Source organism: Bacteroidota bacterium, from assembly GCA_034439655.1.
Lineage (GTDB): Bacteria > Bacteroidota > Bacteroidia > UKL13-3 > UKL13-3 > CANJUD01.
Window position 1 is genome coordinate 1 of sequence record JAWXAU010000075.1, and the last position, 22010, is coordinate 22010.

General features: G+C 37.2%; 16 protein-coding genes, 2 tRNA genes, 2 rRNA genes and 1 pseudogene. 7 read left to right on the forward strand and 14 right to left on the reverse strand.

Features of this window, described 5'->3' with window-relative positions:
• The 4 genes from SGJ10_04670 to SGJ10_04685 all read left to right on the forward strand — a co-directional run.
• A 23S ribosomal RNA gene (locus SGJ10_04670) occupies positions 1–365 on the forward strand; the annotation flags it as partial.
• An 85-nt stretch (positions 366–450) separates the two neighbouring features.
• A 5S ribosomal RNA gene (gene rrf, locus SGJ10_04675) occupies positions 451–562 on the forward strand.
• A 234-nt stretch (positions 563–796) separates the two neighbouring features.
• Entirely contained in the window at positions 797–4360 is a 3564-nt protein-coding gene (locus SGJ10_04680) for a DEAD/DEAH box helicase (GenBank protein MDZ4757422.1), read from the forward strand.
• A 680-nt stretch (positions 4361–5040) separates the two neighbouring features.
• Entirely contained in the window at positions 5041–5550 is a 510-nt protein-coding gene (locus tag SGJ10_04685; GenBank protein ID MDZ4757423.1) for a hypothetical protein, read from the forward strand.
• A gap of 203 nt (positions 5551–5753) precedes the next feature.
• Here SGJ10_04685 and SGJ10_04690 read toward each other — a convergent pair whose 3' ends face one another.
• The 10 genes and pseudogenes from SGJ10_04690 to SGJ10_04735 all read right to left on the reverse strand — a co-directional run bounded on the left by SGJ10_04690 (position 5754) and on the right by SGJ10_04735 (position 14794).
• Positions 5754–6989 (reverse strand): patatin-like phospholipase family protein, encoded by a 1236-nt coding sequence (locus SGJ10_04690; GenBank protein MDZ4757424.1) that lies wholly within the window; start codon positions 6987–6989, stop codon positions 5754–5756.
• A 209-nt stretch (positions 6990–7198) separates the two neighbouring features.
• Entirely contained in the window at positions 7199–8071 is an 873-nt protein-coding gene (locus SGJ10_04695; protein MDZ4757425.1) for a choice-of-anchor V domain-containing protein, read from the reverse strand.
• Positions 8072–8086: 15 nt separating this feature from the next.
• Positions 8087–8950: a choice-of-anchor V domain-containing protein gene (locus SGJ10_04700; GenBank protein ID MDZ4757426.1), complete on the reverse strand. Its 864-nt coding sequence runs from the start codon at positions 8948–8950 to the stop codon at positions 8087–8089.
• Positions 8951–9205: 255 nt separating this feature from the next.
• Entirely contained in the window at positions 9206–9550 is a 345-nt protein-coding gene (locus SGJ10_04705) for a Spx/MgsR family RNA polymerase-binding regulatory protein (protein MDZ4757427.1), read from the reverse strand.
• Between the two features lie 212 nt (positions 9551–9762).
• A complete protein-coding gene (locus SGJ10_04710; protein ID MDZ4757428.1) occupies positions 9763–10197 on the reverse strand; it encodes a hypothetical protein in 435 nt (144 codons plus the stop codon).
• Between the two features lie 195 nt (positions 10198–10392).
• Positions 10393–11427, reverse strand: a pseudogene (locus tag SGJ10_04715) (virulence RhuM family protein).
• Positions 11428–11965: 538 nt separating this feature from the next.
• Positions 11966–12049: transfer RNA gene (locus SGJ10_04720), tRNA-Leu, on the reverse strand.
• A gap of 167 nt (positions 12050–12216) precedes the next feature.
• Positions 12217–12289 (reverse strand) — tRNA-Gly (locus SGJ10_04725).
• Between the two features lie 80 nt (positions 12290–12369).
• Positions 12370–14007, reverse strand: a complete 1638-nt coding sequence (locus tag SGJ10_04730; protein MDZ4757429.1) for an NAD+ synthase — start codon at positions 14005–14007, stop codon at positions 12370–12372.
• A gap of 61 nt (positions 14008–14068) precedes the next feature.
• A complete protein-coding gene (locus SGJ10_04735) occupies positions 14069–14794 on the reverse strand; it encodes an outer membrane beta-barrel protein (protein ID MDZ4757430.1) in 726 nt (241 codons plus the stop codon).
• A gap of 130 nt (positions 14795–14924) precedes the next feature.
• Here SGJ10_04735 and SGJ10_04740 point away from each other — a divergent pair, with 130 nt between their 5' ends.
• From SGJ10_04740 to rseP, 3 genes are all read left to right on the forward strand, one after another.
• On the forward strand, positions 14925–15908 hold the full coding sequence (locus SGJ10_04740) for a hypothetical protein (protein MDZ4757431.1): 984 nt from the start codon (positions 14925–14927) through the stop codon (positions 15906–15908).
• 261 nt (positions 15909–16169) lie between these two features.
• On the forward strand, positions 16170–17348 hold the full coding sequence (locus SGJ10_04745) for a 1-deoxy-D-xylulose-5-phosphate reductoisomerase (GenBank protein MDZ4757432.1): 1179 nt from the start codon (positions 16170–16172) through the stop codon (positions 17346–17348).
• Positions 17349–17462: 114 nt separating this feature from the next.
• Complete coding sequence (gene rseP, locus SGJ10_04750; GenBank protein ID MDZ4757433.1) at positions 17463–18794, forward strand: RIP metalloprotease RseP; 1332 nt, start codon at positions 17463–17465, stop codon at positions 18792–18794.
• 42 nt (positions 18795–18836) lie between these two features.
• On the opposite strand, the gene SGJ10_04755 is transcribed toward rseP, so the two are convergent.
• The 4 genes from SGJ10_04755 to SGJ10_04770 form a co-directional block, all read right to left on the reverse strand.
• Positions 18837–19283, reverse strand: a complete 447-nt coding sequence (locus SGJ10_04755) for a hypothetical protein (protein MDZ4757434.1) — start codon at positions 19281–19283, stop codon at positions 18837–18839.
• On the reverse strand, positions 19219–19980 hold the full coding sequence (locus tag SGJ10_04760) for a histidine kinase (protein MDZ4757435.1): 762 nt from the start codon (positions 19978–19980) through the stop codon (positions 19219–19221). The genes SGJ10_04755 and SGJ10_04760 overlap by 65 nt, the downstream gene beginning before the upstream one ends.
• Entirely contained in the window at positions 19905–21293 is a 1389-nt protein-coding gene (locus SGJ10_04765) for a two-component regulator propeller domain-containing protein (GenBank protein ID MDZ4757436.1), read from the reverse strand. The genes SGJ10_04760 and SGJ10_04765 overlap by 76 nt, the downstream gene beginning before the upstream one ends.
• 99 nt (positions 21294–21392) lie before the next feature.
• Positions 21393–21845, reverse strand: coding sequence for a two-component regulator propeller domain-containing protein (locus SGJ10_04770; GenBank protein ID MDZ4757437.1), 453 nt, complete (start codon positions 21843–21845; stop codon positions 21393–21395).
• Positions 21846–22010: the final 165 nt, after the last annotated feature.

A 22010-nucleotide genomic window follows, 5' to 3' on the forward strand; every position in this document is an offset into this window, starting at 1 on the left:
CCTGGGGCTGGAGAAGGTCCCAAGGGTTCGGCTGTTCGCCGATTAAAGTGGCACGCGAGCTGGGTTCAGAACGTCGTGAGACAGTTCGGTCCCTATCTGATACGAGCGTTTGAGATTTGAGAGGACCTAACCTTAGTACGAGAGGACCGGGTTGGACATACCTCTGGTGTATCTGTTGTGGTGTCAACCGCAGTGCAGAGTAGCTAAGTATGGACGAGATAAATGCTGAAAGCATCTAAGTATGAAACTCACCTCGAGATGAGATCTCATTGAAGACCGTAGAAGACTACTACGTTGATAGGCTGGTAGTGTAAAGGTGGTAACATCAAAGCTAACCAGTACTAATTGTCTGAAGACTTAATAAATTTTTTATACCTTAACGCAGGTAACGTACTCCAATCTTACATTTTCTTTCTTTTCATGTCAAATTTATAAGAACTTTATGATCTTTTTGGTGATTATACCGACTGTGTCCACCTCTTCCCATTCCGAACAGAGAAGTTAAGCCAGTCAGGGCAGATGATACTTGAGTAAAATCTGGGAAAGTATGTCGTCGCCGGATTATTTAAAACCCCGTCTATTAATTTAGATGGGGTTTTTTAGTTTTACCTCTAGCACTGCCGTCTGATCTTTCCATACGAATGCATTTCAATGTCACTCATCATATTTTGATACTTTTATCCTTGTTTTATCCGTTGATAATTCGGTAGAACATTGTTTGAAAGTATATATAGTTCTTTCAAAAATCAATTATGTTTGTAATATTAAATCTCTCACCTTAAAATCAGACACAATAATGGATGATACAGCAATTCTTAAAAGCAATACTAAACAAGATTTTGGACGTACTTGGTGGGGGCAACAGTGGCTCAAAGCTTTAGACAGAATTGATTTTGACAATAGACTCGATAGGGGTAAAAGTTACGCCCGTAAAGGTGCAGTATCAACTATAAAAATTACAAACAATATTATTGAGGCTAAAGTAAATGGGAGCAGACCGAAACCCTATATTGTCAATATTATCGTTCCTCCTTTTTTTGATCCAGAGAAGAATATTTTCCTTAATAACATAAAAGGAAATCCCCTGATATTATCTCGCTTACTGAACCGTGAACTGCCTACAAACCTGATGGAAATTGCCGAGAAAAATAAGGTTAAACTTTTTCCGCAAAGTTGGCAGGATATTAAACTCAACTGCAATTGCCCTGATTGGGCGGTACCTTGTAAACACCTAGCCGCAGTTATATACATGATTGCAAATGAGATTGACCAAAACCCTTTTTTGGTTTTTAAACTTCACAATTTTGATTTGCTAGCCGAGTTGGCAAAGCTCAATATTAATATAAGTAGTTTAGAAAAAGAGCGGATAATTTGTTTTGATGATTGTATAGAAGAAAAGAAGCCAAAGGCCGCTAACCTATTGTTAAAAGAAATACCTGATTTTTCATTGGTAGAAAATTTGCAGCAAATTATACCAAATCTGTTTTTGTCCAACACACTATTTTATTCTGGTGATTTTAAATCGCAAATACAATCCGTTTATAAACATGCAGCAAAACTTGAAAGTAAAAGTTTGCAAATACAAAAGGCAGAAGCGAAAAGCATCCATGAAGAAAAACGATTTCACGATTTTAAAATTAATTTCAGCAACAATGGCACTATATTAATCGAAAGCTCGATTAACGGCAAGCAAAACCCCTTAACTCTCGAACAGTTGCTTATACTCTTGGCCCAAACAGAAAGTAAGCATTTGGTAAATTATTCTGATTCATTTAACGTGTTATATCGAGCTTTTCGGTTCTGCAATATCCTAGTTGAAAGATCGGGAATCCTGCCTAGAATTTTTCAATATTCTGCCGACACGCATTATAAGATTCAATGGGTGCCTGCCCTGTTAAATGATAGCATCAATAAAGTTTTTCAATCATTGCTAGATTGGCTTCCTTCCGATAGCGTTTATATACAAAAAGGGATTGATAAAAAGACGTCAAAAACAAGTACAGCTAAACAGGTTTTATCTACGAACAAAGAAGAAGCCCTGATGTTGGTCTGTTCTTTATTCATCAATAATTCTATTAAAGGGGCTTTTAATTTATTAACCTTGCCTAAGAAATATACAGCTATTGATACTAAGGTATTCGATATATTTTTCAATGACAAAGTTCATTCTTTTAGCCAATTCAGTGAGCAACAAATTCCCAATAGTATACATTTGTGGCTTAAGCGTTTTTTTATTGGGAATAAGGACGTAACTCCCATCATACAAGTAACTGAGTTAAACAATGATGAAGGATTTGAGGTTGAGATTTTGGTAAAAAGTATCAAAAAAAATATAGCATCTGTCGAAAGTTTATATACCTTTTTGAGAAATAATATAGGGGAGCAAAAAATGCAGTTGCTAAAAAACCTAAATTTATTGGGCGAGTATTACCCCGAGTTGAATGTTGTGATTGAAACAGAAGGAAAACAGAAGCTTAAATATACTACAGAAACCTTATCGGATATATTGAGAAAGGTATTACCTGCCCTTAATTTATTTGGTATTAAAGCCTTGTTGCCAAAGAGTTTAAGGAACTTACTAAAGCCACAAGTTACGATGGCTTTATCTGCGAAGGAAAAAAACAGGAAGTATTTTTCATTAGATGATTTGATTTCATTTGAATGGCGGGTGGCGATGGGAAATACTTTTATAACACAAGCTGAATTTGAAGCATTGGCGAAAAATACTTATGGCTTAGTGAAAATAAAAGAAGAATACGTGATGATGGATGAAGAACTGGTTAAAAAGGTGATTGAACGATTAGAAAAACCACGAATGCCAAACAGTTTCCAGCTACTTCAGGCTGCTTTATGTAATGAATATGATAACAGTCCTGTGCAGATAGATAGGAAACTAAAAAATGAAATTGATAAGCTTTTAAAAGCTGAAGAAACAACGCTGCCAAAAAACTCGATTGCTACCTTGAGGCCTTATCAGTACAGAGGTTTTAGTTGGTTATATAAAAATGCAAAACTTGGTTTGGGTTCTGTACTGGCCGATGATATGGGTTTGGGGAAAACAGTGCAGGTAATTACGGCGTTGCTCAAATTTAAAGAGGAGGGCTTTCTCAAGAACCAGCCTGCACTTGTTGTGGTGCCAACTACTTTGCTTACTAACTGGGCAAACGAACTCAAGAAATTTTCTCCTGACTTAAATTTACATACCTTTCATGGGCCGGGCAGAAAATTTGAAACAAAAGATATTGATGTGGTAATTACCACTTATGGGGTTGCAAGAACCGATCTTGAAAAATTGAAAAAAACGAAATGGTATGCAGTAATTGTTGATGAAGCACAGAATATCAAGAACCCCGATATTGCCCAAACAAAAAGTATCAAATCAATTCCTGCCAAAATAAAAATAGCCATGAGCGGCACACCGGTCGAAAACAGGCTGAGTGAGTATTGGAGTATTTTTGATTTTGCCAATCCGGGCTATTTGGGTAACATCAATTGGTTTAATACTGAATTTGCAAAGCCGATAGAAATAAACCAAGATAAAAAACAACTGAAAAATTTTAAAGCAGTTACAGCTCCGTTTATTATGCGAAGAATAAAAACAGATAAAAGTATTATAGATGATTTGCCTGAAAAAATAGAGAACAATCAATACTGCTCTTTAACAAAGGAACAGGCGGCATTGTATAAAAACATTACGCATGATTTGATGCTAGAGATTGAACAAGCAGAAGGGATAAATAGGAGGGGAATTATACTGAAATTGTTGGTGGTATTAAAACAAATTTGTAACCACCCAGCACAATATTTAAAGAACGATCATATCATTCCTGAATTATCGGGGAAAGCCCAATTGCTACTGCAAATTTTGGAAAATATATATGAGAATAATGAGAAGGTTCTTATATTTTCACAATACAAAGAAATGGCTGAAATGCTACAGCAAATTATACATGCCCACTTTGGTAAAAAATCGCTGTTGTTACATGGAGGTTGCACTAGGGCACAAAGAGATGAAATGGTTGATGCGTTTCAAAACACCAAAATGGCCGACACTTTTATATTAAGTTTAAAAGCTGGAGGAACGGGGCTCAATCTTACCGCAGCAGCCAATGTTATTCATTTCGACTTGTGGTGGAATCCCGCAGTGGAGGCACAGGCAACCGATAGGGCTTTCCGTATCGGACAAAAACAAAATGTTATCGTTCACCGATTAATTACCAAAGGAACCCTAGAAGAAAAAATAGACGCAATGATTATCAGCAAAAAGAAGCTGGCAAATTTAACCGTTGCAACAGGGGAGAAATGGTTAGGCGAACTCAATGATAAAGAGTTAAAACAACTTATTTCTTTAGAGGTGTAGCATGTGGTGATTATATATATACCTAGTGGGTTATAAAACCCAATTCGTTTTGCGAGCCGATTGCATCATGATAGCTATCGTGGACGGTTCGAGTAGTGATTCAATTACTCTGTCGTCTTTTATTTTACCATCATCTTTTACCCAAACGAACCTGTTATGTTATTTTTTAGCCCTAATCTTTTGTATAAATTGACTTGTGAAGCTTGTTGTTTGAAGGCTGAATTGGTTAAATTTTCAGGGGTGGATTTTAATTGTTTATGAGTGCTGCGTTTTTATTACGATAAAAAATATTTAACTACTTGGTTTCTAATTAGGTTTTTGCTTTACATTTGTGGGCAATCTATGAAATATGTCCGCCGCCGGTGGCGTTTTGAAGGGCTTTGTTAGTTAAAGATTTTTTGTAGGTAGTGCACAAACCGGAACCTTAAGTTTGCAGTATAACATGGAAATGAACTACAGAATAACTAGTATTGATGAACACAAGCTGCTGCTGGAAACGGGATCGGATATCAACTGACAAAAAGTGGTGTATCTGCTGGAAAATAACTAATATTAAAACGTAAAATAACCCTTCGACAAACTCAGGATGACATTGGAAGAACCTATAAAAAAAAACAAAGCTCAATAATGGCTGTTGGCTCGTCATTTTAAAAATCGCTGGAATCATTTTGGCTGTTTATATGATTGAGTATATATTGAATTGGATATATAACAAGAACACAGAGGATCCCCTGAAAATTGCCCTTGGTTCTTTTCAAAACAATTATTTTTCCTTAAGCAAATATTACCTTACCAATACCAGTGGTGATATGTTAACGAACGATACTTCAGCTACACGTAGGTTTATTGTTTTTTATATAATTGGGTATGTTATTTATGCTGTGCTAAGTGTTGTTATTCCTAAGCTTCCGAAAATTAAAGTATATTCGGCACGAATCAATACTATTTTATTTTATATGGTATTCATAATCGCATTCCCGATTGCTTTTTTTATTCCCGATGAAAAAACAATCATAGACTTAGATTCCAAAGAAATTACATTAACAAAGTATAATTATTATTTAATCCCCTCAACAGAACGGATTCCATTTTCTGCCATAAACAAATTCGATTATTTTTGGTATTCAACAAAAGGCACTAGGGTTGGAAAGCAGCGTAACCACAGTCATTTCATGGCATTGCAAGTATAATATTCGAATGGAAAAAAAGCTATTCTCGGCAATAATCAGATTGGGAATGAGTCTATTGGAAGCAATGATACAATAACAAGAAAACCCGCAGTTGAAGATAACAAGAAAGTGGAAAATCTAGTAATGTTGTTGAACAATGTAATAGGGGAAAGTAGGTAGAAGTTATGAATGATGAATGATGAATGAGATTTATTATATTAGGGTTACCACCTTTTCCAATCACCCAGTGCCTCGCTAAATTTCTTGTGCCCTAGGATGGCATCTAGTTTTTCGCCACCTACTCTTATACCTTGGTTGTCGAAATAGTCTTCAAAATATTGATCGGCCATCTTGCTGATGAGTTGTACATCTTCGCCATTGGTTACTGCCATATCCATATTGAAAAGATGTTCGAGCTTGGCTTCGTCCCAATCGATTCCTGGTTTTTCCCATTCACCGTTGGCAGTATTTAGTATTGGCTTTAACAGGGGGTTCATCCTAATAAGGCGAATATCGTTTTGTATAAATGGGAGTTCCAATATTTGATGTGCAATAAATGTTGCAGCATCGGGAGGGTCGCTGATAACGGAAGTTGAAAGTTTTTTGATGTCGGCAGCAGGGCCTTCATTTTTACCTTTTTTTGTAAGCCAATCATAGTTACTTGTATGCTCTCCGCTATCGCCAAATGAAATTGGTAGTAACGTGTTGGCAGTTCCTAGGCTGGCAATTCGTATTTCATTTCTTTGGGCACCATTGGCCAATGCTTCTAATATTCCTGCAGTGATAGGGTTATTATTTCCGCCAATTGCTCCGTCCCAAAACCTGCGTTTTGCCGTAACTTTTGTAGGATCATTAGTCAAAACATAATTGAATTCGGCGGGGTTATCGAAAAACTGCACAGGTGCATTGCTGGAGGCATGAATTGCATCAATTAATCTTAACGTTTTGAATTCACTGATTTGAGATCCTGTCACGGTACTTTGTATATAAGAGGATTCGAGTTTGCTACCCAGATTGGAACGAAAATATACTGCTCGTTCTCGGTCATAATCGAAACCTGTTATAATAATTTGTAGCTCGGGCTTGCCTATATGGGTAGGTAATTCCGTCATTAGTTTTTTGCAATCGGGTCCTAGTTGTGCGGTTAAGCCCTTAGGTTTTTCTTCGGTCTTGAATCGCGGAAAGAAACCTCCTAAAGGATTCAATCGGCTCCAGAACTTTCTAACAAAAATGGTCTCCAAAACATCTTGGGATAGGAACATGGTTTCAATTTCGCTAAGAGATTTGTTGACGCACAAAGCGGCAAGCACCATGCTTCCGCCTGAGTTGGCAATAACCAAATCGTAATTCTTTAAAATATCATGCCCTTTGGCAGCTATGCCATAGCGTTGTTGTAATATTTTTACTTGGATTAAAGCCCAAGTGCCTCCGCCGTCGAGCGATAGTATATCGTATGCCATGTTTTAAGAAATTTAAATGGTTATGGTGCAAATAAAAGGATGAAAAACCAAATAAAAAACAATGGATTTCCCTGCTTTGGAAAAGGGATTTCCCTGTAATGTGGATTGCTATGGTAGAGAATGGCATAGATAATCAAGCCTTTGGGATGCTTGGGTGGTGAGGTGAGTCACTTGGAGAATCCTGAAACTTCGTGTCGCAATGAGAATTGTTATTCCACTACAATTTTTCTAACTGAAGAAAAATCAATGCCAGTTATTTTCAATAAATATATTCCTGAGCTTAAGTTTAAATTATTCAGATGATAAACTTGTGTGCCAGTGTTTGGTTTTTGCTCAGTGGTATTATATACATTTTTACCATTCAAATCTATAATTTCAAAATGTAAAGCTTGGGCATTTGCCAAATGAAGGGTAATATTGGGATTATCATTTATAGGATTTGGATAGACAGAAACAACGGGTTCAGTAGAAACATTTTCAATAGTATTGAAAGGTGTAATAATAAGTTTGGTATTATAAGTTTGGTCGTTCTTATCGCTGGCGTTATCGCCATTGGCAGCAAGCATACTTGCATAAAAAGTAATGGCTCCCTGGTTGGTGCTTGGTGCCTTCCATTGGTAAGTCCATTCGCCCGTATTGGCTGATACGGGTGCGGTGCCTGCAATTCTGTGCATCACAAAATTACGGTCTTGGTAAGAGCCCCAAGTAGGACTTTGCATTCTGGTTTTGTTTGTATCAATAAGTGTGATGGTGCCCGTAAATTTGTTGTCACTGTTACGAAGGGAAACAATTTGAAACCCAAATTTATTTAAGGTGTAATGTGTAATGCGGGGTTTAATAATATATGTTTGGCCCGGTATATATGTTGTGTTCCCATTGTCGAAAATGATGGATGCAGTTCCCGGCCCAGCATTGTCGGCAATACCACCGCTATGGCAGCTATTGGCTCCTTCTGTCCCACTGCACGATTTTTCTCCAGGTGCTTTTGTATTATAGGGAGGGCCGCCATCGTTTTTGGCAATTAAAGAATAAAACAAGAATAATATAATAGTAAATGAAGCCGTGATGATATTTTTTTTCATACTTGGGATATAGTTTTAGTTAAAAAGGATGATTTTTTCGAACATACTTTTATTGTCCATTTCTAATTTAATAAAATAGATACCTGCTTCATGTTCGTGCAAATTCATTTCTACTAGGTTATTGCCTGTAAAGCCTTTTACCAAAGTTTGTTGTTGCAATTTATTGCCTTTTATATCATATAATTCTATATTGATACTGGAGGGTTTATCCAAATAATAAGAGATAGCAATTTTATCGTTTGCAGGATTGGGGAATACATTAAACATTATATTATTTTCGCTTTGCTTTATACTTGTGGTAGCAGATTGAAGTGTCAATGATTTTGTATAACAGTAATCGCCCAAATCGTTTCCATCATCATTGGCAGCAACGGTAGCCAAATAGAAGGTAATATTTCCTTCGTTGGTGACTGGGGCTGTCCAGTTAAACTGCCATTTGCCTTTGCCTTGCGAAACAGCATTGGTGCCATCGTAAGTATATGTTATATAATTCCTGTTGGCAAATCCCCCGGCACCAGAAATGAGTTGTGTTCTCGATTGTTCAGTACAGGTAAAAGTTCCCACATTGCTGCTGTCCTTGTCTTTGATGGCTACTACTTGAAATCCAAATCTGTTGAGATTGGGGTGAGCAACCTCAGCGGTAAGGGTATAAGTATTTGAAGGAATATAATTGCTTGCACCATTTAGTACACTCAAAGTATTGCTACCCTGTCCACTATTGAGTGCAAATGACTCGTGGCAACCACTAGTGGTGCAATCTTTTTCGCCCGGGGCACCTGTGGTTGACGCGGGGGCACTGTTGCTTAAACTATCAGCCATTGCACTGGTGAAGGCGATAGCAAAAAAACAATAAATGATTCGGGTATAATATTTAATCATGCTGGGTTTTTATTAAGTAGGCCACAATAATTTAAGTGCAATTATAGACTTTTTGGGGTAAATGGTTTTCAGTTTTTTTTTGAAAGTATAAATTAGTGAAGAGTTCGATGAACTAAATACCACCATAATATGAGAACTTCACACTTGGATAATAATCAAAGTGTGAATATAGTAGGAATGCAAGTATGCCCGCAGGTAAAAACATTTGTTTCAAGTGTATTGGCAATGCAAACCCATTCACCGCGGCGAACAAAATCATAATTCCTTCCTCCATTTCTCCCCATCAAATCCTACTATATATTTTCCATCAATATCAAGTATTGGCCTTTTAAGTATAGAAGGGTTTTCTTGAATAATACCAAAACATTTGGGAGGTTTTAATACATCAGCTTTCTGCGAATCACTAAGATTTTTATAAGTGGTCGAGTGGGTATTCACCAATATTTCTATAGGAATCTGCGTCAGCCATTCTTTAACTATACCTTCTGTGGGAGGCGTTGTTTTATAATCGTAAAAATTATATGGAACTTTATTTGCGTCGAGCCATTTAAAGGCCTTTTGCATGGTATCACAATTTTTTATTCCGTGTATGGTGATCATTTGTAAATGCGTATGAATAATTTTAGACCACAAACTTATCGCAAAAACAAGCATAAAAAAAGCCCTGAAAATTAGAGCTTAATTGTGTACCGCTAGCGAAACCTGAACCTGTTTGCCGACAGGCAGACCCGCACAGCCGTGAAACCACAGAATTTTAAGTTTTACCCAGCCTGAAACCCAATTTAGCAAGCTGTAATACAACTGCTATGGCATCATTTTTTTGAAGATGACCTTTGGGGAGAATACTTTTTTTCACATCTTGAAAAGTTTCGAAACAAAACTCGCAACGCATGTTGCATGGTTCCCATAAATTGAAATTTACTGATGTTATGCCAGAAATAGGAAAACTTAAATTGGTCTTTGCCACAATATTCTAACCGCACAAAGTTTTTTTCAAATTCATCCATGATTCTGTCCGGATGTTCTGATTTTATTTTTTCGCAAAAATAAAAATAGTTCCGATACCATCTAGTATAGATGTCTACGAGTTGACTATACTCCTTATTAATATCATTTTGGATATATTTTTTTTTCAACACTTCTAGTAGCGGCTGACATTGATTTTGTATTTTAATTTTTTCTGACTCACTAAGCTTTTCCTTGCTTTTTGGAATACCTGTGAACATCCATACTTTTTGACGTTTCATATTGAATATATTTTTTATTTTTCTCTTTTTAATATCATAATTTACTCACTTCACTTCTATTTTTTAATGGTGTTCGTGAATAAAAATATGTTTTATTTTTTTTCTATGATTTTTATTACTTTCTCGGTCAGTTGATACCGTTTGTAAACGATTTCAGCTATTTGCTTTTCTAATTTGCTAGTGTCCGATATGTAATTATTTATCTTTAAGTTTTTTTATTGCCTTGTCAAAATCACTTTCCAACAATTTATCCTGCTCCATACTATACTTTTCAAATTCCTTTTCAGCCAAAGCCAATCCTGCATGTGTAACCCGTCCTGCATCTCTTAAAATAGCTGCTTCGTTAAATTGCAGAAACGCATCTAATTTTTTTACCCAATCGCTCATATACATCACTATACCTTTGCTTGCCTGCAATAGGGCTTAGTTCAAATACATTGTAACGATTCGGTTTAATCCATTCAATTCTTTTTCGTTCAAATATTTTTTTGCAATGCCTATATCTGTTTTTCTTATTTTCCCTTGCGGTGCATTTTTCCAGGTTGTTAATCCCATGTTTTCCTTAGTGCTGTCAACCCGTGTTGAAATAAGTTCGGCTGCGGTTTGCCCTGTTATAGAAAAATGTAATTTATTTTGAACGGTTGCGAAAAACTTTTTTGTGGTTTCATTTTCGCTACTATTATCGGCACTGCAAGATGAATAGATGTCGGTTATTTTTTGATAGAATCTTCTTTTGCTGTTACGTATGTCACGAATACGGGCAAGCTGTTCTTCAAAATAATCTTTGCCAAAAATATTGTTTGGGTTTTTCAACCGTTCATCATCCATTGTAAAACCTTTGATGATATATTCTTTCAATCTTTCCGTTGCCCAAATACGAAACGCTGTTGCTCTGGTGCTATTTACACGGTAGCCAACGGGAATAATCAGGTCAAGATTATAATACTTTGCAACTGTTTCCTGTGTTTTTCCTTTGAAAGCACCGTGTTGAGTGGTATGTGCAAAATTTGCACCTACCACTGCTTCATTCAATTCCCCTTCTTTAAAAATATTGCCGATGTGCTTTGTAATTACCGTTCTATCCACTCCAAACAAGTCGGCAATTTTTTGTTGGGTGAGCCAAATGGTTTCATTTTGTAAATAGATTTCAACCTTCACCTTTCCGTTTGGTGTGGTATAGAGCAATATCTCGTTAAAGCCATTTTCGGCTGGTTTTATTTTTTTACTCATCCTTTTTTTATTTTCAATAGTGGTGTTTTCTTCTTCCGTCAAATCATGTAGTTTGTATACCCTGCCTACCAGTAGGCAGGAATTTCATCTATTTGCTTTTCTATATAATTAGGGCTTTACCTACCGCTTTGGCAGTGCCGAGATTCAGGAAATTTTCAGGAAAAAACAGCGAACCCCGTCTGGCTTTACCGATTTTATTTAGTACCTGTATTTCAATGCTTTTAGTCATGTATTAGTTTGTTTATTGTTGCAAATTTAGTAACTATTTGCGACAAGATCATTTCATTCCTTATACCAATTCTTAAACTATAATAGCTCTCCGCCTGAGGCGGATTAGTTTTTAGAATGGTAATGCCGAACTACATCCCGAAAGCGTGGGAGGGGATTAGTCCCTTTCTTTTGGACTATTATATATTGAGTTTCGATATTATCGCATAAACATAATACCTTGTAAAAATAAAAAAGGTACAACAATCTTATTTGTTGTACCAATGTTGTACCTAAGTTTTTTTCAAGAATCAAAACTCTTGAGAACCCGTACCGCGAGCGGGACTTGAACCCGCACAGCCGTGAAGCCACAGGATTTTAAGTCCTGCGTGTCTACCAATTCCACCATCGCGGCATTAAATAAAGAACTGACCCCTCAAGCTTCCCCTCTATTATAAATGTCCTGGGATGTCTACCTCCCGATAATTATCGGGATTACCATCACGGCATCTATTCAAATAACTAAATAAAAAAGGTGTTGATGTGAGTTACCGAAATAATACCACACTAACACCTTTATCGAGCGAGAGACGAGACTCGAACCCGCGACCCTCACCTTGGCAAGGTGATGCTCTACCAACTGAGCTACTCTCGCTTATCGGGCTGCAAATATAGGCAGAAGGGTATTTTAGGCAAAAATATTTTTAAAAATTTGTACCCATGCAAACCAAGCACTTACAAATTGTACGACGCAACGATGGGTAAAAAGCGTCCTATTCCGAACGCACGGGGCGAAACCCGAAGGATAGGTGGAGTCTGTTTTCGTTTGTATTCACTGTTGTTCACCAAATGCAAAGTTCGGTTTACAGTTTCAGAATCAAATCCCTGCTCAATTATTTGTCTAGCCGATTGATTTTCTTCACAGTAAAGTTGCAATATAGCATCCAACAAATCATAATCTGGCAGTGAGTCGCTGTCTTTTTGGTCGGGTCTTAGCTCTGCCGATGGAGCTTTAGTTAAAATATTGCTGGGAATGATTTCTTGATCACGATTTATATAGAGGCACAGTTCATACACTTTGGTCTTATATAGATCGCCTATCACTGATAAGCCGCCGCACATATCACCATATAAAGTTCCGTAACCTACCGCCAATTCGCTTTTGTTGCTGGTGTTAAGCAAAATATGACCATGTTTATTGCTTAAAGCCATCAATAATACCCCTCTAATTCGAGACTGTATATTTTCTTCGGCTATATTCGCAGCCTTGTTTTCGAAATGAGGTTGAAGGGTTTCTACGAAATTATCAAAAATATCACTAATGCCAATAGTTTTAAATTGAATACCCATATTATCACACAATTGTTCGCTGTCGGAAATGGAATGTGCAGAAGAATATTGAGAGGGGAGAAGGACTGGTAAAACATTTTGTGGACCTAAAGCTTTTGAGGCAAGATATAAAACCAATGCCGAGTCTACACCGCCTGAAAGCCCAAGGATACCTTTTGTGAAACCCGATTTTTGAAAATAGTCACGTATGCCCAAAATGAGAGCATCGTGAATAAGTTCGTATTCATTTTCTTTGTCTGTGCTGCATGTTTCCACAGGGTTTTTCAATAGGTCGCTTAACGAAATTGTAACCAACGATTCCTCAAAGGCATCTGACTTTAATAACTGATTCCCGTTTGTCGCAATTACCATCGAGCCGCCGTCAAAGATTAACTCGGTCTGTGCACCACATTGGTTCACATATACCATGGGCATCTTGTATTTGAGGACATTGGCCTGCAAAATTTCTGTGCGTGCATGAAGCTGCTTATAGGAAAATGGAGAGGCCGAAATATTAACCATAAGATGTGCATCTTGCAATTGCGACATTGGATTTTGGGTATACAAAGGATCGTCAGTGAGGTTCCAAATATCTTCGCAAATGGTCAATGCAATCTTTACTCCGTCGTGCTCAATGGTGCTGAATGATTTGTTGGGTTCAAAATATCGGTACTCGTCAAACACATCGTAGGTGGGCAATAATGTTTTGTGAACCACTTGTTGTATTTTGCCTTTGTATAAATAAAAAGCAGAATTGAATAAATCTTTTCCCTCAGCAATAGGATTAACAGAGGGTCCGCCCACAATAATTCCTATTTCATGCGAACTTGCTGCTAGTTCCGCTATAGCATCGGTGCAGCTTTTTATGAAATCATCGAAGTATAATAAATCGAGTGGGGGGTAGCCGCAAATGGCCAACTCGGGGAATACCACCAATGAGGCACCTTGCTTCTTGGCTTGCTGGGTATATGATATAATTTTATCGAGGTTTGCTTTGATATTTCCCACATGTGGGTTAATCTGAGCAAGAGCTATTTTTGGCACTTGTGAATAGTATTATATAAATGCTAACCGATACTTTTCACGTTTAGTTTTTCACTATTCACTAAAACAATATACCTACATTTATTGCAAAATAATTGGTACGATAGCTATCGTAGGCTTTGTTTTTATTGGTGCGGAACATGCCATTGCTATAACGAATGCCGGCCACAATAGAAACGTCTTTGGTTAAAGCGTACTCCATGCCAGCACCCATCACAAATGCCATTCTGAAAAAGCTAACGTCATCGGAAGTGGCAATAAAATCATCGGGACGATTAGAGTTTAATTTACCTTTGAAATCACCACCAACTGAATCAGCTTTTTTGATTGTCGCATTTTGTGATAATAAAATAGCTGGGGTTAGTCCTCCTTGAAAAGTATATGTCATATAACCAATTTCGTTAGTTTTTCCTACGAAAGAAATTGGAATCTCAATATAGTTTAGTTTCATGCTGTAGGAAACTTTATTAGTGGTATCTGCATTTAGGGGAGTAACTTGTTTAAAGATTTGCGGGTAATTATTGGTTAACCTTCCATCAATCCTTGAAATATCCATCCCGATTTCATACCAAAGGGTTTTATTTATTTTTTCTTGAAAGTTAAAACCATAGCTGAAAGCCATTTTGACACCATCATTTACCAATAGTTTGTCGGTTGATTTTATCCAACAAAAGTTGGGTGAAGCACGGAAACCAAAGCGTTGGGTTTTAATAGGTTTCTTGCCTGTTTGGGCAAATGATGAGCTGCAAATTGCAAGGATGAGCAATACAGTTGAAAACTTTTTCATATATAATAAAGTTGAGGTTTATAGGTTAGATGTATGTTTGTGGGCTTTTTGACCCATTATTTATCGAAGTGCAAATTTGGAACTTATGAACCTTAAAACAAAGAGAAATATTTCAACCCTTTGTCTGCTAATGCTTTTCATTTGCAATTGTAAAAACAATAGGCTTGATGTAAGTGTGGATGAGGAAGCATACAAACCTAATATTGTTAGGCTTGATGAGCGTATTTGGAATTTGAAAGAAGCCGATTTTTTTAAGTTTACCGATAGTTTGAAAAGAGCCGACCCAAACTTTTTTTATGGTTGGGTTTCGCAAATTGTGTTGAGCCAATATCCTGAAATGCCACAGCCATTAGTTCTTGACTCGCTAAAGCACTTACTTTTTAATAATTCGAGAATGCAGTATTTAAAAAAGGAAGTCCATGAAAAATTTAAAGATTCAAAGGAGATAGACCAAGCAGCGGCACAAGTTTACAGCCGCTTTAAACATTATTTTCCAAAAGCAACATTACCTGTGCTAATCACCGTTGAAAATGACATGCGGGCTTATGGCGGGGTGTTTGAAAAAGCTATATGTATAAGCTTGGACTATTTTCTAGGAGCTGAACACGCTATCTATAAATCATTACCCGATTTGCCCAAATATATCTATCAGAAATTCACTCCTCAATATTTCGGCAAGCGGATAGCTGACGCCTTGCATAGATTTACTTTTGGTGAGCAAGACGAAAGCCCATTATTTATGCAGCGAATGATTTTGAGTGGTATGCAAGAATATTATACTGATGCCATGATTCCCAAAGAGCATGATAGCATTAGAAGATTATATTCTGGAGTGCAAATAAAATGGTTGGAGAAAAATGAGAAACAGGTATGGGAACACTTTGCTTCGCAGAAACTTTTTTATAGTAATGAGAAAGAAAAAACAGAACGCTATTTTGTGGACGGTCCTTTCACACAAGGATTGCCACAAGAGTCTGCTCCTCGATTGGGTTCGTGGGTAGGATACAAAATTGTGAAAAAGTATATGGACACACATGAAAATGTAACTTTGGAAATGCTGATGAAAGAAAAAAATTATAATAAGATATTTAAGGAATCGGGGTATAAGCCGTAGGGAGTGGACAGTAGACAGTGAATAGTAGACAGCCCGCCGCGGCGGGTAGTAGACAGTGAATAGTAGACATAGACAGTAGACAGTAGACAGCCCGCCGCGGCGGGTAGTAGATAGTAGATAGTAGACAGTAGACAGTGAACAGTGAACAGTAGACAGTAGACAGTGAACAGTAGACATTGGGCAGTAGATAGCGAACAGTCTCAATGCGAGCTAAACTGCCAACCATAAACGACCAACTGCCAACTGTAAACTAAAAAAAACATGGAGAAAAAGAAAAAACATATAGCAATTCTAGGTAGCACTGGTTCTATCGGAACGCAGGCTTTAGAAGTGATGCGGGAGCAGCGAAACTTATTTGAAGTGGAAGTATTGACCGCAGGCAGCAATGCCGATTTGTTGATTGAGCAAGCCATCGAATTTCAACCCAATGCGGTGGTAATATCGGATGCTACAAAATATAATCAGGTGAAAGAAGCTTTGAAGCTTCATGCTATAAAAGTATATAGTGGCAACGAGGCCATTGAGCAAGTGGTGCAAATGGATACCATTGATATGGTGCTCACTGCTATGGTAGGTTTCAGCGGACTCAAACCAACCATCGCTGCCATTAAAGCAAAAAAACATATAGCATTGGCCAATAAGGAAACACTGGTTGTGGCAGGAAGTATTATCAGTGAACTTGCTATTGAAAATAGGGTTGAAATTATTCCTGTCGACTCTGAACATTCAGCCATATTTCAATGTTTGGTGGGTGAGCCTCTTGATCAAATTGAGAAGGTTATTCTCACTGCATCGGGCGGCCCTTTTAGGGGAAAAGATAGGGCATTTCTTGCTGCAGTTAGCAAAGCCCAAGCACTGAAACATCCCAATTGGACAATGGGAGCCAAGATTACCATCGACTCGGCGACCCTTATGAACAAAGGCTTGGAATATATAGAAGCCAAGTGGTTGTTCGGATTAAAGAATGAACAAATAGATATCATAGTTCATCCACAATCTATTATACATAGTTTGGTGCAGTTTGTCGACGGTAGCTTAAAGGCACAACTGGGTTTGCCCGATATGAAACTGCCCATACAATACGCACTAGGTTTTCCGCAAAGGTTGAAGAATGATTTCCCGCGTTTTGATTTTGCCAACTTCCCCAGTCTCAATTTTGAGAAACCAGACTATCATACTTTCACCAACTTGCAATTGGCTATAGATGCTTGTGCAAAAGGTGGTAATGCGGCTTGTGTGCTCAATGCAGCCAACGAAGTGGTGGTTGCAGCATTCCTGGAGGATAAAATTGGGTTTATACAAATGAGTGATATTATTGGCGAATGCTTGCAGCAGGCAGCTTTTAAGCTATTGCCCAGTTTGGACGATTTATACCAAACCGATGCAGAGGCTCGGATACTGGCTTCAGAGCTTTGCCTTTCGGATAGGAATAGGAAGTGAAACGTAGAATTTTTTACCCCAACTTGATATTATACAAATTGTGCAATGAAGGCAATGGCTTAATTTTGTACATTAATATTTTCCAATAAAAATCACAATAAAATTATATAAAAAATGAATTATTTAATAATGGCTTCCCAAATGTTGTTAGGATTATCAATCTTAATTGTACTGCATGAGATGGGGCATTTTTTGGCGGCGAGGGCATTCGGGATAAAAGTAGAAAAGTTTTATTTGTTTTTTGATGCATGGGGTTTCAAATTGTTTTCTTTCAAACGCGGTGATACAGAATACGGAATGGGTTGGTTACCCTTAGGCGGCTATGTGAAAATAGCAGGGATGATTGACGAAAGCATGGACAAAGAAGCCATGAAACAACCAGCACAATCGTGGGAGTTTCGCTCCAAACCAGCATGGCAGAGATTGATTGTAATGCTAGGTGGTGTTACTGTAAACTTTATATTGGGTATCTTTATTTTTTGGATGTTGTTTTATGTAAATGGTGAAAAGCATTTGCCATTAAAAAGCATGAAATATGGGATAGTTGCCGAGAAACTGGGTAAAGAATTAGGCTTTAAAACAGGCGATATGATAACGGGCGTGGTGGGACAGGATATAAAATATTATGACGAACTTTTTAAGGCAGATATATTATTTGGTAGCAATATAATTATCAATATAAACCGCAATGGCAAAGACTCGGCAATTATACTCCCCAATAATTTTATCGATAAACTATCAGAAAGTACTAAGGGAGGATTTATCCAGCCACGAGTTAAGTTTAGTGTAGGAGATGTAGTTGACGGAGATTATGCCAAGAAAGCTGGCGTGGAAAAAGGAGATATAATTGTGAAGGTAAGCACGGATACTATCATATATCAAGATCAATTTATAGCAGCATTAGGAAACTATAAGGACAAAACGATAGAGTTACAGGTATGGCGTGCTGGCAAAGCTGTTAGCTTCCCCTGCAAAATAAGTGAAGAAGGCAAAATAGGTATTTTAATGAAGGAGAACTTTGATGAATTTCAACAAGACCATAAAGAATATTCATTGGGCGAATCATTCTCCGCAAGTATTACCAAAGGCATCTCTACTATTACAGATAACTTAAAAGGATTCGGCAAAATATTTTCTGGCGAAGTATCAGCTTCCAATTCCGTGCAAGGCCCCATAGGTATCATGAAATTTTATGGTGAATATTGGGACTGGACAAAGTTTTGGTCACTCACCGCTATGATATCGATGGTACTTGCATTTATGAACCTATTACCAATCCCAGCACTCGATGGAGGTCATGTAGTATTCTTATTAATTGAAATTATTATTCGTCGCCCATTGAGCGAAAAAATATTGGAAAGAGCCCAAGTAGTAGGAATGATAATTCTGCTAACTTTAATGGTTCTCATATTTGGAAACGATATCTGGAAAACGTTTATTAAGTAGCAATATTAGATATATAGTTGTATATATTATTGTTATTGAAATCTATCTAACAGGGATAAATATTTTTACCAAGGTTCCCATCGGGAGGCCATCTTCGTCTGTCAAATCGTGATATTCAACTCCTATAGTTTTGTGCTTACCGTGGTTTAACAATTCCAAGCGGCGGCTTGTGGCACTGGTGCTGAATGAATCAAATTTCTTTACCCTCTTTTCATTTATCTGCATGCTTGCATTTCTCCCAATACCATTATCTTCTATACTACAGCATATTGTTTCATCGTCCTTCGCGGCAAAATTGATGTTGAGTTTACGATTGGTTTTGCGGTGAAGCAATCCATGTTTCAATGCATTTTCTATATAAGGTTGAATTATCATGGGCGGTATTAATTTCTCTTCTACCTTTATGTTGGGGTCAACAGTTATATTATAGGTAAATGTATCTTCGAAACGGATACTTTCCAGTGCTAGGTAAAGTTTTAATTTCATCATCAATACCAATGCTTTGTTTTTGACTCATGTCGAGATATAGACGGATGAGATTGCTGAATTTGCCCAAATACTCTTGAGCGGTTGCTTTTTCATTGAGCAAAATAAATTCTTGTATACTATTAAGTGCATTAAAAATAAAGTGAGGATTCATTTGTGCCTTAAGTGCTGTAAGCTCACTGGCCCGTAAGTCTTGTTCCGATTTTGACTTTTCAATTATTATATTATTTCTTTTTTCTAGCACTTTCATTCTCATCTTATATAATATTCCCAAAGTGATAAATGCTATAAGTAAAATAATACTATAAAACCACCACGCTTGCCAAAAAGGTTTGTTAATATTAAAATGAAATTGAGCAGGCACACTGGCTAGACCATCTTCATTCATTGCTATTACTTCAAAAGTATAATTACCTGGTGGTAGGCTTGGGAAACGGACAAAACTGTTCCTACTGTCTGAGTTTACCCAAATGCTGTCGAGCCCAACCAAGCGATACCGATATGCAAAACGCCCCCTGCTACTATATGCTAATCCTATGAAGTCGATGCGGATATTGTTATGATTGTGTGATAAACTCATGCCATCGAATAGTGTAGTGTCTTTTTCTGCAATGGCAATACCTGTTATATATATTTGTGGTGCTGTATTGCTCGAACAGTCCAAATCATCAGGGAAAAACTGAATTCCTTGCTTGTGCATATCCATACTTTGCCTCCGGTGGCCAAAATATCATTTACATCATTTCCAACCAATCCATCTTCACGCGTAAAGCTACTTATTTTACTTGTTGTAAAATTATAAAACTGCACCCCTTTTTCTGCATAAAACCAAACCCCTTTTTTTGTAACACTGAGACTTTTTACAAAGTTACTCAGAAGCCCATCGGCAATTGTGAGTTGTTTAATAATGCTGTTGTTTTTAATACAAATTAATCCATGATCAGTAGTGCCTGCCCATAATGAGCCATCAGTAGCAGCGGCAAATCTGTATGCTACAATTGGTTTCCTAAACTTATCGAGTAGATTATTGGCTTCACCATTTTTAAAGTATTGTATCCCTCCCACAAATGAAGTCCATATAGTCTGATTTGCACGATCTAAATACAAACAGCGTGGTCGTTGATTGGCTAACTGCAAAAAACATTTTGGGTTTTTAGCTGTTTCCCCATCATGGGTCATCCACTTAAAATTTTTCAGCCAAGTTTTATTGAGATAGTTGCCGCAGCAGGGTTTGTTTTCTTTGTTTCTGATGGCTGCATTATTTGGGTCAGCATATATATAATTACCCTGTTCGTCCACTGCAATTCCTTTAGCATGCGGTATTGTTAAACCTCCTTGTATAATATTCCCCTTCGCATCTAATTCTATAAGTGAATTGTAAGTTGCATACAATCGATTATTATATAAATCAAAATGTAATAATTCACAATCTTTTTTTACCCCTACATCAATTGTTTTTGTCCATTTTCCGGTAGTGGCATCTATCATACTTATCAATCCATTATTATGGGCACAATAAAGGGTTCCATTTCCATCTGTGGCTAGAAAGGCTGGCGGATTAATTGGCATTTGTGAATTGCCGCTACTAAGCATTTGTATACTTCTGTTACGCATCACAAACACCCCGTTTTTGAGGGTGCTAATCCAAATATTTCCTTCGCGGTCTTGTATTATATATGATACTTGCTCGCCTTTCAAAAAAACTTCAGGTTCGGCTGTGGCATTCTTAAAGTATAGTAATCCATTATAGGTGCTTGCATATAATTCACCACTCGGCATTCTGAAAATATTGGTATAAAAACCTTCAAATGATTTCACCCATTTGGTAATTGGATGCGGTACTATTCTACCATTTTTTAATTCATATACTTCTTTGTTTGTATTTTTTTCTATTACAAACAGGCTACCGTCGGGCTGGTGTATGGGCAGGTATCCCAATAAGTTATTCGATTTGTTTTTATTGCTTAATCTATCAAATGGAACTGACAAAAAATTGTGTCCATCATATTGCATGATACCTAACGAATCGGCAACTACCCAAAGTTGAGAACCCGTGATACCAATCTGATAAAAAGCAGATTTAGAAATATAAGGTATAGGATGTTCTTTAAATTATTTTGTGCTGGGATTGTAACTAAATATTGGATTGTTTTGTGATGCAATCCACACAATATTATTTTGGTCGATACAAATATTGGGGAAATGTAGTTTGTTGTATTTTTCCCATGCAGTTAGCACCCGCAAACTATCATTTTCTATATATAATATTTGACCCGAAAAATTCACACACCAAATTCGCCCCTTGGGGTCTTCATTAAAAAAACTAAGTGCTTTTCCTCTTTGCCCTTCGCAGGTGAATACTTTAAAATTGCGACCATCGTATTTGGCCACACCATTATCAGTTCCAAACCATATATAGCCTTTTTTATCTTGAAATATTTGATACACTTCGTTGCTGGGCAAACCATCGTCATCGCTTAAATGCCAAGTATAAGGCTGCTGGCTAAATGCCGAAAAGCCACCCCAAAGGACAGCTATCAGCAGACAGTATTTGATTGATTTCACGCTTGCGAATTTAGGGAGGAGCGGGGAGTTTGCAGTTTTTATAATAGACCTCTTTCATAATTCAAGTAAGAAAAGCCAAATTATAACGGACACTTTATTTTATTGTAGTATCGCTCGCCGCGAACTCCGATAACTATCGGGGCTTCCTTTTTACACAAAAAGGAA